Origin of the sequence: Mesorhizobium sp. M8A.F.Ca.ET.181.01.1.1 (assembly GCF_004792025.1) — a bacterium.
Lineage (GTDB): Bacteria > Pseudomonadota > Alphaproteobacteria > Rhizobiales > Rhizobiaceae > Mesorhizobium.
In genome coordinates this window covers 1-15,425 of record NZ_SRTV01000005.1, presented here as the reverse complement: position 1 = coordinate 15,425, position 15,425 = coordinate 1, and the positions used below count along the sequence as shown (strand labels likewise).

Sequence of the window (15,425 nt, the reverse complement as noted above, 5' to 3'; positions counted from 1 at the left end):
TATTGGGCGTCCGCGCCCTGCCAGGCGACCCGGAGACAGCCAGCGCATAACGGATATATGGAATCGGTATGAGCGAGACATCGCAGAAGTTGGGCTAATATTGGCAAGAACGTGCAGTTTTCCTGCGAGGAGCCCCCAATGTTGCATACCCCGCCGCCAGACTTGGACCGAATTGATCGGAAACTCCTCATTGCCGTACAGCGTAATAATCGCCTTACCACAGAGGAATTGGGCGAACTTGCAGGCCTTTCGGCAACCGCATGCCAGCGGCGATTGAAGCGACTTCGAGATGCGCGCGTAATTCAGGCAGATGTTGCTGTAATCTCGCCAGAAGCGATCGGCAGGCCCATGCTCATGCTAGCCTCTATCACTTTAGAGCGCGATCGCGCTGACATCATCGATCGTTTCAAACAAGCGATCCGGCGCACGCCCGAGATTATGAACGGATATTACGTGACAGGTGAGGCCGATTTTGTTCTCGCAATTTCGGTGCGTGATATGGTCGAGTACGAGGCATTTACCCGTCGCTTTTTTCATGAGCACCCCGATATCAAGGGCTTTAAAACCATGGTCGTAATGGATCGAATTAAGGCATCATTGGCTCTACCAATTGACGAATAGAATGGAAGCGCGCCAGTAGCACACCTGCGCCCTCCGAAGATCGGCAACCACCTCGCGAGTAGGTGCGTTGCAGGCGATCACAAATAGTCAGTTAGCCAGCGGCCCGCCGGTGCTCCAGCCACTTCAAGTGTTGGTCGATGAACTCGGGCCGCCAGTGATAAACTCGCCCGACCAGCGCCCGAGCTCGACATAACGTCGAACCATCTGCTCAACAAATGATATGATGTGCCGTGCGGCGGGCGGCAGTATTGTCCCATATGCGGTTGTTAGCGCCAATTCAAAGCTTAGCGAAGACCGCTCAATCGCCGCGACAGATAGATTCGGGCCTTCGAGATCTTCCCACAAGCACGCACGACTAAAAATCCCGTAGCCTTCATCCAGTGCAATCATTCGCTTAATGAGAGGTATCGAGTCGATCTCGTACTTGAATGTCAATTCCACCTGTTGGTCGTGTGCGGCTGCCTCCAGGCGTCGCCGCGTGTAACTCGGCGGCGCCGGAATAATCAGCGGAAGGCCCTCCAATTCAGACAACAAGACCCTCTCACCGAAGGGCCAATTCTTTGTTGATCCAACCAAATAAACCTTTTCTTTGAAAAGGAATTCGGGACTCAGATGGCGATAACTATCGACATCGTAAGCGAAGCCTAGATCTATCTGCTTGCTCTGGATCCAGTTCGCGGTTTGAAAGGTGAACCCCTCGATCAATTTCAGCTTAACACGGGGGAATTGTTGACGGCAGCCTAAAATAAGCTCCGCCATGAAGGTTGGACCCAGGTTGGGCAGAACTCCCACGCGAATGACGCCGGAGGGACTCCCTTCATCGATCCGAGCTTGAAGGCAAGCGTTGTCTAGCCGCAGCAAGACATTCGCAACTTCGTCGCGGAGCTTGGCGGCAGTTTCCGTCAACCTCACTCCGCGGCCATCGCGAATGAACAATTGCACCCCGAGCGTTTCCTCCAGGCGACGCATTTGCCTGGATAAAGCGGGTTGCGCTATGCGCAACTCGACCGCAGCTCGGCTGATGCTGCCAAGTTCGGACACTCGGATGAAATGCCTGAGGGCGCGAAGCTCGATCTGATTATCCACGTGTTCGGCCCGCTCACTTGAGACGACTTGGCACCCCGATCAGACGTGTCAGCTCTGAACCTTGCCCAAGCCTCAACGTCGAAACTAAGCTACTACCGCACCGCCCCGCAATAGGCCGACCCAAGCTGGCTCCACGCCTCGCATGACTTGTCTTCAATCGAGAATGAAAGATCAATTCCAAGGCGGGTGTCACATTCGTGGGGCTTCCCTCAGCGTATTGCCGAACTCTCGGCACACTACCCGCTAGCCCAGCCGTTGCAGATCCTTCGCATAAAAATACACAATCTTTGCAACCGCAAATCGTCGGCGATGGTACTTTCACTTCTGAGGTCAGGCTAAGCCGAACGGGCTGATGCCAATTTTTTGCTCCTGCAGGTCGCAGGAACACAACGTAGGAGACAGCCAATGGCAAGGAAAGCGCTCATCCTGATCGAAGGTCATAGGGGTAATGGTCAGCTCTATGTCCAAGCGGCTCAGCGTCTTGGCTTACATCCGATTACACTGTCGGCTGATCCGACTCAGTACGAATATCTTGCAGCGGAAAACCTTCAGACAATCCGTGTCGATATAGACAATCTCGATGCGCTAATCCAGGAATGTTCCCGGCTGCATGCCACATTTGGCATTGCCGGCATCACCGGCTTTGCGGGCGACGACGAGTCGGTCTCTGCCACAGTTGGTAAGCTCTGCCGGTGTTTTGATCTACCGGGTCCCGATCCCGCGTCGATTGAACAATGCTACGACAAATTCGTTCAACGTCAGCTCCTCGCAGAGGCCGGCGTTGCAATACCTGCTTATCGCCTGGCAGCGAATGCGACGGACGTAGAAAGCTCTGCCGCGGAGATCGGCCTTCCCGTGATTGTTAAGCCAGCCGTAGGCAGTGGCAGCATGGGTGTCCGATTGTGCCGCAGCCCCGATGAGCTGGCCGAACATACGGCCTATCTGTTGGAGGGGAAGCACATATGGCGGTCTCCGCCAAGAGTGCTGGTCGAAGAATTCGCAGAAGGCCCTGCGTATGTCGCTGCAGTGATGGGACATGAGGTCGTGGGGATTGTCGCCGCTGACTACCATCCGCCACCGCACTTCGTCTATCGAGAGTGCACTTTTCCGGCCCCGCTAACTGATGAGGAGCATGAGCGTATGGCCGATGTTTCGCTGAGCTGTTTGCCAGCTCTCGGCCTTGACTGGGGGCCAAAAAGTGTTGAACTCCGGTTGACCAAACGTGGCCCAGTCGTCATTGAAGTCAATCCGCGTCTTAGTGGTGCGCCCACTCCTCTACTGATTAAGCTTGCTCACGGTGTCGATCTCATTACCGAGCACATCAAGCTTGTCATCGGCGATGAACCGAACTTGCGCAAAAGAGACTCGCGGACTGCGGTTGGGCGATTTCTTGTTGCTGATAGCGATGGCACCCTCGATTGGACCGATGGCGCTGGCCGGGCAGCTGCTTTACCAGGTGTCGCAGAGATAAGATTGTATGTTAAGTCTAAGGCGCCAATCGTAAGGAAAGGCGATTACCGAGACTGCATCGGGCATGTCGTCGCCGCTTCACCCACCTATGCTCAGACGGAAGCGATAGTCCAGCGTGCCGTCGCCTCAATTGGTTGGTCGATAACGCCATTGCCCACTGTTGACGAACGGGAAAAGGCATAGGAGCGCGGATAGGATTCTTCGAGACCCCGCCCGGCGAGCAGGCGCAGGTCGACTTTGCCTCACATGTCGTCTTCACCGACGAACCAACGACACCGAGGATCATCTGGCTATTTGCGTATTTCGCAAAAGCCGGACAGGGGTTCCGCTAATTCCCGGACAGTGGTTTCGCTAATGTCGGGACAGTCTGGCGGCGTCGGTCCTTGGGTGCCTTGTTGCGTTCATGGATGATTGATTTCGCCGTTTTCGGCGCCGGTCAAGAGGGGCGCGGCCTTTTGCTTTCGCATGCTGTCGCCCTGGAGCACGATGCGGTGGGCGTTGTGCACGATCCGGTCGAGAATGGCGTCGGCGACGGTGGGGTCTGCGATCAGGTCATGCCATCTTGCCACCGGGACCTGGGCGGTGATCAGGGTGGATTTGCGGCGATAGCGTTCCTCGACGATTTCGAACAGATGGAAGCGCTGTTGGTCGGTGAGGCTGTGGGTTCCGAAGTCATCGAGGATGAGCAGTTGCGCGCGGGTGAGTTTGTCGATGAGGCGTGGGAAGCGGCCATCGAGACGAGCGAGCGCCAAATCCTCGAACAGGCGCGGCACGCGCACATAGAGCACGGAATGATCGAGCCGTGCCGCTTGCCGTCCGAAGGCGCAGGCCAGCCACGACTTGCCGGTTCCGGTCTGGCCGGTGACGATCAGGTTTTCATGCGCTTTCAGCCATTCGCCCTGGGCGAGCGCCATGGTGCTGCGCCGGTCGAGTCCGCGCGGCGCGGCAAAGTCGATGTCCTCGATGCAGGCTTCGGGAAAGCGCAGCCTGGCTGAGGCGAGCCGGTTCCGGACGCGCTTGTCGGCCCGCATGGCGACCTCCCGGTCGAGCATCAGGCCGAGCCACTCGTCACGGCTGAGCTCGTTGGCGTTGTTGCGTTCGGCCAGTTCGCGCCAGGCGGCAGCCATGCCGGCCAGACCGAGGGCCTGCATCTGGTCGAGGGTGGGGTTCGTCAGCATTCTTTCTTCCTTTCCTTCACTGGTAATAGGTGGAGCCGCGGATGTTGGCGTGCTGGGGTGTCGGCTTTGCCGGTTCTGCGGAGCTGGCCCGGTCGAGGCCGGCTTTGAGGATGGCGGTGACGGAGGAGTAGGCGATCGCGTTGATCAGCAGCGCCCGCTCGCAGGCGGCATCGAGACGCTCCGGCCCATAGCGCGGCGCCAGCGACAGGATGCCCATGGCCGAGCGGTATCCCTGTTCCGGATGCGGCCGCTCGCGCATCATGCGCTCGACCAGGATGGCGGCGTTGGGGCCGATCCTGGCCGCCCTGCTGATCAGGCTGGCCGGCGTGGTGTTGGCGTAGCGCTGGTGCGCCTTGGGCATGTGTTCGTTGACGGTGACATGGCCGGAACGCTGCGAGCGACGGACATGGCTGGCGACACGCTGGTGATCGTGGAAGATCTCGACCACTCGATGCGTGAGCCGCACCTCGACGGTGCGCCCGATCAGCCGGTGCGGCACCGAGTAAAACGTCTTGTCGACCTCGACATGGTAGTCAGGATGGACCTTCGCCGACTTCCACTCGGCGTATTCGAACGGTGCCGCCGGCAGCGGCTTCAAGGCAGCCGCTCGATCTCCCCGAACAGTTCGCGGCGGCTTTGGCCGACATGGCGCATCGGCCGGTTGTTCAGCTCCTCGAGCAGTTCGGCGATCACCGCGTTGAGCTCGGCGATCGAGAAGAAGGATCGGTTCCTCAGCCGCGCCAGAATCCAGCGCTCGACAATCAGCACCGCGCCTTCGACCTTGGCCTTGTCGCGCGGCTTGCGGCTGCGGGTCGGCAGGATAGTGGTGTCGTAGTGCCCATCGCGGCAAAGGTCGCGTTCAGCGTCGGCTCGAACCACAGCGCCTTGACGACACCGGCCTTCAGGTTGTCGCACACGATCGCTCTGGTGACGCCGCCGAAGAAGGCGAGCGCTCGCACCTGGCCCTCGATCCAGTCCGGCAGCTTCTGGCTGGAGCTGGCAAAGGCGAAGGTCAGATTGGAGGCGCCCAGCACCGCGACAAAAATCTGCGCCGGGTAAATGATGCCGGTCGCCGGATCGATCACCGGCACCGTCTGCCCGGCATAGTCCGTCTGCATCACCGCGCCCGCCGCATGCCGGTTGCGGAATGTCGCGCTCGTCCGGCGCTCGAAAGCGGCGAAGTGCTCGCAGAACCAGGTGTAGCCGTAGCCGTCGGGGTGGGCGGCGCGATACTCCTGCCACAACAGCGTCAGCGTCACCCCCTTGCGCTTCAACTCCCTGGCGATCAGCGCAAAGTTCGGTTCGCTTAGGTCTTGCGGCGGACGACCGGCACGGCCAAACAGCAGCCGCTCAAGTGTCGCGTCGCGGCGGCAAAGGCCAGCATGACAGCCCGGCCTCCCGCGCCCGTAGCAAATAGGTCGATACTGTCGTCTTGCTGATCTTCAGCCGTTCCGACACTTCACGCACCGAAAGACCCTGCTCATGGGTCAGGCGCAACATCGCTTGGATGTCCCTCACGCTCGTTCGTCTCGCTTGCTTCCGTCTCGGCATGGCCCCTCTCAACATCATCGTGAGAGGCCAAACTGCCAGAACGGCGCAGCCAAGAACCGACCGCTAAATCCGCTTCCGAAAACTGTCCGGGATTTAGCGGAATCGCTGTCCGCGAATTACTGAAATCACTGTCCGGGATTTAGCGAAAAGGGTGTCCGGGAATTACCGAAACACGCAGCTATTCTCTCTGGTGCTCGGCTTCAGCCGCTTGATTTGGCCCGCTTCGACAGGATCTGCTGCTGCTTATACGTTGCCATGCCGCTGCTTTCGAGGCGTTGAGCGGCGCTCCTCGTGACGTGCTCGACGGTCTTATGGATACGGCGGTGATCGGCGAAGGCGAAATCGGCGGCTTCATAGCTGACGAACCTTCGCCGAAGACGATGGCGAATTATGTCCTGGCCATGAACCACTCGCGCGGGGCGCGTTTCCATTCCTCGGCGGCGTGGTTGAGAACCAGTATAGCAGGTTCATTGCGGGCATTGGGACATGACCGCGTTGGGTTCGACGCCTCGTGGCGTTTGTAACCGGTATGACCCATGACGGCGCCATCCGATCCCCGCTGGAGATGAGCGATTTTCGGGGATGGTGCGACCATCCGGGACAGGAGCGCCGGGAGCACGTACGGGCAGACCGATCAATTCGATGAGCTGCGACTCGCGTTCCCTGCGACTTGCCCGGTTGCGCCCAGAGCGCGGATCCGTAGGTGTGCCGTCCGTTGGCTCCCGACTGTTTGAGGAGAGGGAGCCGATCAGATGTGTGATTGGAATGGATATCCACCGCACCTTTGCGGAGGTGGTAGTTTGGGAAGACGGCCGGCTGCGCCATCACGGAGGGGTCGACATGACCCGCTCGGGACTAAAAGGGGTTGGCCGCAGTTTGCGACGCATGGCGGTAGTGCGGGTTCTGTCGCCCTATTTCGGCCGGGTGATTGTGGCCAACCCGATGCAGGTGAAGGCGATCGCCCATGCCAGTATCAGGACCGGCAAGATCGATGCCGGCGTTCTGGCGCAGCTCCATGCCAGCGGCTTTCTGCTTGAGGTCTGGGTTCCCGATGAGCGGGCCGAGCGGCTTCGCGGTCTGGTCGCGCGGTGCAACCAGGCCGGTGCGGCATCGGACGCGCGTGAAGAACGAGATGCATCTTGCAGGCGCACCTCGTGCCAAAGTGCCGCTCGCGCCTGGCTCGAGCGGCAGGTGCTTCCTGACAACGAGCGGGGCCGCGATCGTCACACATCCGCGAGATCGATCGCCTGGCCGAAGATCTGGCTGACCTCGATCGCGACATCGCCTGGGAAGCGGTTGATGATGTGCAAGCCGGCGGCTTCAGACGACGACCGGCTCAATGCGATCTCGCGAGCGGTATCATCGCCGCCGTGGGCGACATCGGCGGTTCCGGCAACCGCAGAGGCTGGTGAGCTACTTCGGCCTCAATCCGCGCGTGCGCCAATCCGGTCTTGGCTTTGGCGCAATATGGGCGGATCAGCAAGCATGGGCGTTCCCATGCCCGCGCCATGCTGGTCGAGGCGCCCGGTCTGCGGCGAAGCGCCTGGTCTGCGGCGAAGGCGCCCGGACCGCTCAGAGCCTTCTTTCTGCGCATCCGCAACAAGCGTGGCCATCAGGTCGCAGCCGTGGCGGTCGCCCGCAAGCTCACGATGTTGATGAGGCATCTGCTGACGAAAGAGCAGGACTACTTCTGGGCTCGCGCGGCGCTGGTGGCAGCAAAGCAGAGGCAGCTCGCTCTCAAGGCTGGCGCGCCGGGCGACCGCGGTCTCGGTCGTCGCGGTTCGGCTCACGCCTACAACGTGAAGAGTTTGCGAAACAGCGATAAAGCCGTGGCCGAGAATGCCGAGCGTGCCTACGAGCTATGCTTCGGCGTTGGGCGGCCACGCGGGCCGAAGCGCGCACGGACAGACACGCGAGCCTGGAAATTTTGAGCTCAGGTTCTGGTTCTCGCGTCCACGCCAATCCCTGCACTTCAATAATCTCACTGGTCCCGCGCAGTTGGGCACGCATTACACTGCACTCGAACGTTGGGCCGGAAAGATCGACTTAATCTCGAGGAATGCTGCCAGCCCCTCAGGTCCGAGTTCCCGACCAAGGCCGCTTTCCTTGACACCGCCGAATGGCGCGTCGATGTGAAGCGCGTAACGGTTGATGCCGACAACACCAGCCTCCACTCGGCGCGCAATCGCCATGCCCCGCTCAGGGTCGGACGTGAACACCGCACCACCCAGGCCATACGTAGTGCCGTTGCAGATCGCGATCGCCTCCTCCTCGTTGTGGTACGGGATCACAGACACCACCGGCCCGAAGATCTCCTCCTGCGCGATCCGCATAGATGTGTCGACATCACGGAAGACCGTTGGCTCGAGATAATATCCGACGTCAAGTCCCTGCGGACGCCGACCGCCGGTAACGACCTTCGCGCCCTGCACGCATCCAGATGCAATGTACTCCTCGACGCGAACACGCTGCCGCTTCGCCACCAGTGGCCCGACCTGCGTCGCTGGATTGAGCGGGTGGCCCACGACTAGCCCAGCCACCTTGTTCGCAATTCCTTCGACGACTTCGTCGTACCGTGCGCGCGGAGCAAGGACGCGGGTCAGGGCGTGACAGATCTGACCGCTGAACGGGATGCACGCCGGCGCGACTAAGGGGAGAAACGTGTCAAGATCGACATCCTCGAGCAGCAACGCCGCCGACTTGCCGCCAAGCTCGAGCGTAACGCGCGCGAAGCGCTTGGCACAGGCCAGTGCAACCTGGCGACCAGCGTGCGTTGAACCGGTAAATGACACTTTGTCGACACCCGGATGCGACGCAACCAATGCTCCTGTTTCGCGCGCACCGAACACGATATTGACGACGCCGGGGGGAATGCCTGCCTCGCCTAAGGCTTCAGCGAGCAGGTATGAGTCCAGTGATGCTTCCGGTGCGGGCTTAACGACCGTCGTACAACCAGCGGCCAACGCTGGTGCCAGCTTCCATGCGATTGCGCCCTGAGGGCCGTTCCACGGTACAATCAATCCGGCAACACCTACCGGCTCCCTCCGAATGACAGTTCGCAACTCGTGTCCTATGCGCTCGGATTCGACTTCTAGTTGATCGGCAAGCTCGGCATAGTAGCGGTAAAATTTCGATGTGCCGCTCCCATTGGATTGCACGGAGCTTACCAGGGGCATCCCGATCTGCGCCGTGACAACGGCGCCCAGCTGCTCGGCGCGATCCTCGATTGCACGCGCGAGTCTGCGCAAATAATGGGCTCGCTGCGACGGCGGCAGCTGAGGCCACCCGGAGTTCCGGAACGCCGCACGTGCGGCATCCACTGCCGCAGAAACGTCGTGCTTGTCGCCATTGGGGATTGTCGCAAATTCCAGCTCATCCGCCGGGTTCACGACCGGAATCCTAGCCGACGAATGGGCCGGCCGGAGCTCGCCGTCGACATAGATATCGGTGTGCTCGCCTGTCATCAAGCTGATTGGCGTGGTCATTGCTTTGCCTTTCGTCACATAGGCTGATCCTTCCAAAGGGCTCAACCAGTTGTCCACTCAGCACCGCTGCTACGCGTCGACCTTGGTGGCGGGAGCCGCTCGGCGGGTTTCCTGCATGCTCGTCAGCAACCAGACGCCGGCGGATTAGTGGACGACTCGCACGGCCAGCCGATTGGTTGATTGCTGTGGCACGAACTCGGCCAGGGCGATCGACAGCTTCGGCTCATTCGATCATTTTGTTGAATCACACTCAAACGCATTCTGGAGCTCGATCGGGGCATTACTAGGATCGGGGGATGCCCGCGACGAGTTCCAACCTTGCGGCCCGCCCCCTACACCTCCGGGCCAAACTCAATCCCTGCCCAAACCAAGGCCAGCGTTAAGGAACCAAGTGCCACGCGGACAGCGGGCGCTCGTGGGCAGACGCCCGTCTCAGGGCCAAAGGTTTTGCAGCACTCTTGGAGTGGCAGCCTTGGCACGCTTGACCTCTGCTCTGGACAAACGGTCGACAAATTGGGCCAGCACTAAGCGGGCAACCACTTCCGGATCGACCGCCGGGTCTCGCTGGACGCCGACGTGGATCCGTTCGAGAAATGAATTCCGGTTTCTGGCGTTGGCGCGCCGGCCGGGATTCCAACCCTCGTAGTAGAAGCCGCGAAGCAAAGCTGGCAACCGTGCGCCCATGTAAACGGCGTGGTCGCGATCCAGGCAGTCGCGCAGAGCGTGCAGCGTCGCAATCAGAGCTTGGTAGACCCGCTCGCGATCATGCCAGCGAAGTCTCCACATCAGATCGCTGATCCAATTCTGAGTTACTTCTAATGCGTTGTTGAAATCATGCCTCGCGCACATTGGCTTTTCTCATTTCCTTGAAGGTTGCCAGGATCTCGAATGCGCCTCATCGGCCTTGAAGTTGACCTGGTCAGGCGAGACTAGCGCTGCAAAGACGAGGACCACAAAAATGGCTTCCGTCCGTGGCGAGCGAAGCGATGCCTGACAGATGACCCCCTTGGAAAAGAGGCCTTCCGGTAGCGAAGTAGTTCCAGAGGCCAAGCTGGAGTTCGTGCTCGTGCGGGCACGGCTCGACCCAGACAAACACTCCCTTTGGTTATAATTATCTCCTTGCATCCAGATTAATCGCTCAGTTTCCGCGTCAGAAATCCTCGCCTCAGCGCAGCGCTAGGATCTCGATCGGCGCAATCTAAACAATTTGGCAGTCCCAGCGTGCCTAATTCCAAGGGCCTAGAGGCCGCCGCGTTACGCGACGGCGGCACTCAGAGAGTTCTTCTAGGGCTCACGTCAGGGTGTGCTACATCGTCGCCGCAGTTTGCTCCCGTTTCATAAAGCCGAACACCTACTGCAACTCACGTGCGCGCCCGGCCCCATTCCCCTTTTCCCATATTGACTCGTAGTTTCGCAGCATCATCTCCGCGACACCAAAGGTGTGATTGCCTTGCCGCGAAGCCAGGCGAGCATCGATGTCGGGATAGATAAAGAAGGGCAGGGAAATTCGTTCGGCCGGACCACTGTGCACGACCTGATGCGGCGTACTCTTGAACCGGTTATCGCTCAACACCTGAAGCATGTCGCCCAGATTGACAACGAGACTATCGGGGAGGCTCGGCGCCGGTATCCAACGCCCGTGGAACCACACCTGCAAGGATCGCGTGGGGAGTTCCTCCTGCAGCAGCAGCGTGAAAAAACCATTGTCGGTATGCTTAGCGGCCGCGCCACCGGTAGACGGATATCGGATCACGCGTTGCAGAACCGTCGGCGGGCTGAAATGGCGTTGGAACCAGCCTTTTTCCATATCGAGCAGGTCGGCCAGCGCGTTCCCGAGCGGCGGGACGACGCCATTAAGCACGGTGGCCTGCAAAGCTAGGAGGCTCCGCGCGAAACCTGGAGCTAAGGCGTCGTCCGGAAGGCGTGTGCGTCCGGCAAATGGACGCCGGTCGCTTTCATTCTCGATACCGAGGTCGAACATTTCCTTTGGGTCCGGTCCGGCCTCGGGATGCAGCATTTCACCGTGCAACGGACTGTATCCACGGGCGGTGGTGGGGTGGACGTTTTGAAAGGCGTGACCATAGCGTTCCTTCGTAGCCAGGGGCAACGCGAAGAAGCGCCGGGAAGCATCGATCGCTTGTGTAATCTGTTCTTTCGGGATTCCGTGCTCGATAAGGTAGAAGAATCCGTACTCCTCGCAGGCCGTGCATAATCGCTGTTGCTCTTCACGTCGCGTTGCATCGGATGACAGTTTCGCCAATGAGATTTGCGGTAGCGTAGTCATAGTCGCTCCTCCGTCGGTGCTGTGCCCCTGTGGGGCTACTTAAGCCAAAAGCTTGTTTTACATTCACAGATCTATTCTCTGTCGAAGCGAATATCCTCTAGATTACCCACCGGCGCAACAGAAAATATGTTAAGAATATGCGAAATTACTGTACAATTGGACTTAACGGTCCCTGAACATCCGTAGCAGGCGAGGTTTGTGACCGCCCTCGAGTTCAAGAAGGGACGATGAGCACTTTCCTGCAAATGCGAAAGCCTGTTGGATGATCTGCGCGAGATCTGCCCAAATTCACGCTGGCCAGGGTGTGGACGCCGTACACCCAGCCCGTATCGCCTTGCGATGTTGATACAGGCGAATGACCGCCACGTTCCAGTGCGTTGGCAATGCGCAACAGCAAGCATCAGTATGCATGTTGATAGGGACGGAATTGCCAAGCTTGTGTGGGTGAAAGCAACGGCAAGTTCTACCTCTTCGGGACTTGTCTGGCATTTGGCAGCTCATAAACCTCGATTCGCTTGGCCAAAAACGAATCCGGCCACAAGAAGTTTTTTGATCACCTTTTCGCTGGTGATTCCCGGTTTTCTTTTAAAATTGCGTCAGCCATCTTCTCAGCCACCATGATCGTTGGAATGTTTGTATTGGCCCGGGGGCAGAACGGCATCACCGAAGCATCGGCAATCCTCAAACCCGAAACGCCCCGAACCCGGCCCGACGGATCAGTCACCGCAGCAGGGTCGGAGGCTTGCCCTATCTTGCAGCTCGAAGTCGGGTGCCAATTGCCGGTCACATTCTGTCGGACAAATCGGTCGAGATGCTCCTCGTTTTTGATAAGATCTGCAATGCTATGACCATCGGTTATGACATGACTAATGAGGGCGCGGCGCAAGCGTGGAGAACTGTCCATAAGCAAAGCAAGCACCGAGGTGAGTCCGTAATTAACGCAATTGACCTTACTGACCTGCTTCGCTCGTGCATTCCAAGCTGAGGGAAAAGGGTCAAGCGCGACCGCCGACAGGGAATCCTGCTTCAGTAGGCGGGCCATGAAACAGAAGCCGTGCTTCAGTCGATCGGCGTCCCGCTTGTCGCTCAACCAGTTGAAATCTACCTGCGGCTCTACGGTATGAGAGCGATCCTTGAGCACGATCGTTCCTGTCGAGTAAACTCGGTTGACCCACAAATAGAGGGAGCCGAGGCGCTTGCCCAGCGGGTGCCAGGCCGACTTCGCAACTCCCGATATTGCCATGTCCGTCGACGGGCACCCATTGTAGCCCGACGAGTAACGGGCGTGCATCTGGATGTGGCCGCTCACATTGGGCGCCATGCGATCGCTTGGTTTCAAATACGCAGAAACGGCGATCCCTGGATGTTCTTGAAGGTTCTGGCCCACACCTCTTACATCTGCCACAACCGGAATACCGAGATTTGTCAGTTGCTCGGCCGGGCCGACCCCGGAGCGCATCAATATGGTGGGGGAGTGGACAGCTCCGGCGCAGAGGATCACACTTGAAGCGAGATACGACTGCTGGCCGAAGTTGTTTTCCGTCTCGACCCCCGTGACGGTGCGGCCTGAAAAGGCCAGACGCACAACCGTCGTTGCCGGCAAGATTGTCAAATTGCGTCGAGAGCGGACGCTCTCGGACAAGTAGGCCATCGCAGCGGAAACGCGGTGGCCGTTTCGGTTGGTCAAGGGAACGACGGAGTAGCCGTCACCAAAACCACCATTGAAGTCCGGCCTGAAATGAATACCCTCATTTTCATACGCTCTCGATACCGCTCGGATAAAGCCGGACCAGTCTGATCGCCGCACCCGTCTTATCGGCAGCGGACCAGCCTTGCCGTGAAATTCGCCGCCGAAATCCAGATCGCATTCGAGGCGACGGAAGTAGGGTAGAACCTCCTCCCAACTCCAGCCCGCTGCACCGCTCGAGGCCCAGTCATTGTAGTCTTCGGGACCACCGCGGTTGGCCACCTGGGCATTGATGCTGGAGCCGCCGCCCATCACCCGGGCCTGCTCGTAATGAATGGGCTTGCGGCCATCCCGGACTGTGGTCGCGTCGAGTAAAGGCCATTGATAATCAGGATTGAAGTAAGCACGTGTTGGATTGCCTTCCAAGATGTCATCAGGGACGGCATTCGGGGGCGTATCAGGACCGGCTTCGATGAGCAGTACGCGATGTCCATCGGCGGAGAGCCTGCTCGCTACGACGGATCCAGAGGAACCGCCACCGATCACGATATAATCGAAAACCACACAAGCCTCCCCCTATTCACATGATGCTCAGACGAGGGATAACGGGCAATATTAGGCCCCCCCAGCAGAGGATCACTCGTCAGGCAGCTAAATACGTCATGGTGCCGTAGGAAATCCACACTACACCCTAGTAGTTGGTAAGAGGCCGAGAATCAGCTAGGATGACAAGCGGAATGAATGTCGAGACGGCCGCGTGAGCAATTTCGTCAAGTTTAGCCGCTATCTTGCAGTCATCGCACCGATGCGACCTAGCCGATCTTCTTCCAGCTCGCGCCGGCACGTTACGCCACCCCTGGCGAGACCGTGTGCGGCCCGCCTTTAACGGCGTGGCGCTCGGACGAGCGACGATCCCGAAGGATATCCTATGTTCCGTGCGCTTGCTGTTCGTCATGCTAAAAGTCATTCCCGCCTATAAGCGGACGCGTCAACTACTAGATGCCGTAGTATCAGTGCTTTCCCGCAAGCTCTAGAAGTCACCGTGTGTTCAGCGCACTGAAGGGTGCATCGGCATGCAGAGCAACGTCACGACCCTAGAGCTTGCGAGGTGCATCTGTGCGGCAGACGAGTTGGGGCGCAAGATGGGCCTTCACATTACCATGGGCGAAGATTTTGAAGAGTACGTTGGGATCACCAGCAGACTTCCCGGGAAGTCACCGACGTATCCAAGCTTCCGTCCCGACTGTTCTTATCTTCCGCCTGGAAAGGCCTTTTGGATCGTCGGGCGTGATCAGTATGGAAGAGTAGCGCATGTACAAGCAATGCGTCTATATCATCTATCCAACACAGACGTTGCTGAGCACCTTGGGTCGTTGAGAGCCTGGTTCGCGGATCCTACCTTCATAGCCGGGTCTGGTTCCTCGTCTCGCTGCGATGCGCCCACTGGCCGCAGCATGACTGGGCTGGTCGCCTATCATGGCGACATCTGGTTGCGCGAGGACTTCAGAGGCCGCGGTCTCTCTACCTTTATCGGTCGCATTGCATTTGGACTAGCCTGGGCTAAATGGTCGCCGGACTTCATCTATGCGCTGGTTGCCGATTGGCACATCCAAAAGGGCGTTGTCGATCAGTATGGGTATCTACATCAGGAGCCACACGGATCAGTCCTGCACTTGCCCGCGCACGGGATAGATGACGACGATTGGCTCGTTTGGCTGACGCGAGACGAACTGTTGAAGACGGTTCGTGCCTCATCAGTGCAGGCGCCCGGTGAGAATACTGTGGCGAAAGCCGACTCTCGATCATGGACCGTATCGCCAGACTGATCTGAGCCGGAATCAGATGCCGTATGAACGTCTCATCGGCCAGGTGAATGGAGGTTTCAAATACTACACATTCGAGAGCCTCTAACACGCGTGAGCCTCAGCGCTTGAGCGTAAGCGGTGTCCTCAGGCCACAGCCCTGAGCGCGGGAGCCCGGATGTAGGCCCACGGCAGGAGATCGTCGATCTGGCTGTTGGGGTGGCCGTTGACGATCCTGGTGAGGACGTCGGCGAGGTAGCC

At 59.0% G+C, this 15,425-nt stretch carries 12 protein-coding genes and 1 pseudogene; 3 read left to right on the top strand and 10 right to left on the bottom strand.

Annotation, left to right across the window (positions count from 1 at the left end; translation table 11 throughout):
• The first annotated feature begins 138 nt into the window (after window positions 1-138).
• Window positions 139-621 (top strand): Lrp/AsnC family transcriptional regulator, encoded by a 483-nt coding sequence (locus tag EN824_RS18635; protein WP_095489421.1) that lies wholly within the window; start codon window positions 139-141, stop codon window positions 619-621.
• A gap of 123 nt (window positions 622-744) precedes the next feature.
• Here the strand turns inward: EN824_RS18635 and EN824_RS18630 are convergent, their stop codons facing one another.
• Window positions 745-1,707, bottom strand: coding sequence for a LysR family transcriptional regulator (locus EN824_RS18630; RefSeq protein ID WP_127396060.1), 963 nt, complete (start codon window positions 1,705-1,707; stop codon window positions 745-747).
• A gap of 405 nt (window positions 1,708-2,112) precedes the next feature.
• On the opposite strand from EN824_RS18630, the gene EN824_RS18625 reads away from it, so the two are divergent.
• Window positions 2,113-3,360 carry an acetyl-CoA carboxylase biotin carboxylase subunit family protein gene (locus EN824_RS18625; protein ID WP_127248679.1) on the top strand — a complete coding sequence of 416 codons (1,248 nt, stop codon included), beginning with the start codon at window positions 2,113-2,115 and terminating at the stop codon, window positions 3,358-3,360.
• Window positions 3,361-3,578: 218 nt separating this feature from the next.
• Here the strand turns inward: EN824_RS18625 and istB are convergent, their stop codons facing one another.
• The 4 genes and pseudogenes from istB to EN824_RS35995 form a co-directional block, all read right to left on the bottom strand.
• Window positions 3,579-4,355, bottom strand: a complete 777-nt coding sequence (gene istB / locus EN824_RS18620; RefSeq protein ID WP_127248680.1) for an IS21-like element helper ATPase IstB — start codon at window positions 4,353-4,355, stop codon at window positions 3,579-3,581.
• A gap of 16 nt (window positions 4,356-4,371) precedes the next feature.
• Window positions 4,372-5,906 (bottom strand): annotated as a pseudogene (gene istA, locus EN824_RS18615) (IS21 family transposase).
• A 200-nt stretch (window positions 5,907-6,106) separates the two neighbouring features.
• A complete protein-coding gene (locus tag EN824_RS35625; RefSeq protein WP_189526555.1) occupies window positions 6,107-6,337 on the bottom strand; it encodes a hypothetical protein in 231 nt (76 codons plus the stop codon).
• Window positions 6,338-6,761: 424 nt separating this feature from the next.
• The gene (locus tag EN824_RS35995; RefSeq protein WP_245475475.1) at window positions 6,762-7,133 is read right to left on the bottom strand and encodes a hypothetical protein; all 372 of its coding nucleotides are present in this window, start codon (window positions 7,131-7,133) and stop codon (window positions 6,762-6,764) included.
• 224 nt (window positions 7,134-7,357) lie between these two features.
• On the opposite strand from EN824_RS35995, the gene EN824_RS35985 reads away from it, so the two are divergent.
• Window positions 7,358-7,837: a hypothetical protein gene (locus EN824_RS35985; RefSeq protein ID WP_245521001.1), complete on the top strand. Its 480-nt coding sequence runs from the start codon at window positions 7,358-7,360 to the stop codon at window positions 7,835-7,837.
• Between the two features lie 78 nt (window positions 7,838-7,915).
• Here EN824_RS35985 and EN824_RS18605 read toward each other — a convergent pair whose 3' ends face one another.
• The 5 genes from EN824_RS18605 to EN824_RS18580 all read right to left on the bottom strand — a co-directional run.
• On the bottom strand, window positions 7,916-9,436 hold the full coding sequence (locus EN824_RS18605) for an aldehyde dehydrogenase (protein WP_245330128.1): 1,521 nt from the start codon (window positions 9,434-9,436) through the stop codon (window positions 7,916-7,918).
• Between the two features lie 387 nt (window positions 9,437-9,823).
• Window positions 9,824-10,240, bottom strand: coding sequence for a DUF2267 domain-containing protein (locus tag EN824_RS18600; protein WP_095489418.1), 417 nt, complete (start codon window positions 10,238-10,240; stop codon window positions 9,824-9,826).
• 502 nt (window positions 10,241-10,742) lie between these two features.
• Window positions 10,743-11,675 (bottom strand): 2-oxoglutarate and iron-dependent oxygenase domain-containing protein, encoded by a 933-nt coding sequence (locus tag EN824_RS18595; RefSeq protein ID WP_095489417.1) that lies wholly within the window; start codon window positions 11,673-11,675, stop codon window positions 10,743-10,745.
• Between the two features lie 553 nt (window positions 11,676-12,228).
• Window positions 12,229-13,926 carry a GMC family oxidoreductase gene (locus tag EN824_RS18590; RefSeq protein ID WP_095489416.1) on the bottom strand — a complete coding sequence of 566 codons (1,698 nt, stop codon included), beginning with the start codon at window positions 13,924-13,926 and terminating at the stop codon, window positions 12,229-12,231.
• A gap of 1,385 nt (window positions 13,927-15,311) precedes the next feature.
• The coding region (locus EN824_RS18580) for a transposase domain-containing protein (protein ID WP_135932099.1) at window positions 15,312-15,425 on the bottom strand (114 nt) is incomplete at its 5' end.

Coding starts and splice junctions, on each gene's coding strand:
- EN824_RS35625 (WP_189526555.1), bottom strand. CDS start 6,337: ATGGAAACGCGCCCCGCGCGAGTGGTTCATGGCCAGGACATAATTCGC.
- EN824_RS18635 (WP_095489421.1), top strand. CDS start 139: ATGTTGCATACCCCGCCGCCAGACTTGGACCGAATTGATCGGAAACTC.
- EN824_RS18595 (WP_095489417.1), bottom strand. CDS start 11,675: ATGACTACGCTACCGCAAATCTCATTGGCGAAACTGTCATCCGATGCA.
- istB (WP_127248680.1), bottom strand. CDS start 4,355: ATGCTGACGAACCCCACCCTCGACCAGATGCAGGCCCTCGGTCTGGCC.
- EN824_RS18600 (WP_095489418.1), bottom strand. CDS start 10,240: ATGTGCGCGAGGCATGATTTCAACAACGCATTAGAAGTAACTCAGAAT.
- EN824_RS18625 (WP_127248679.1), top strand. CDS start 2,113: ATGGCAAGGAAAGCGCTCATCCTGATCGAAGGTCATAGGGGTAATGGT.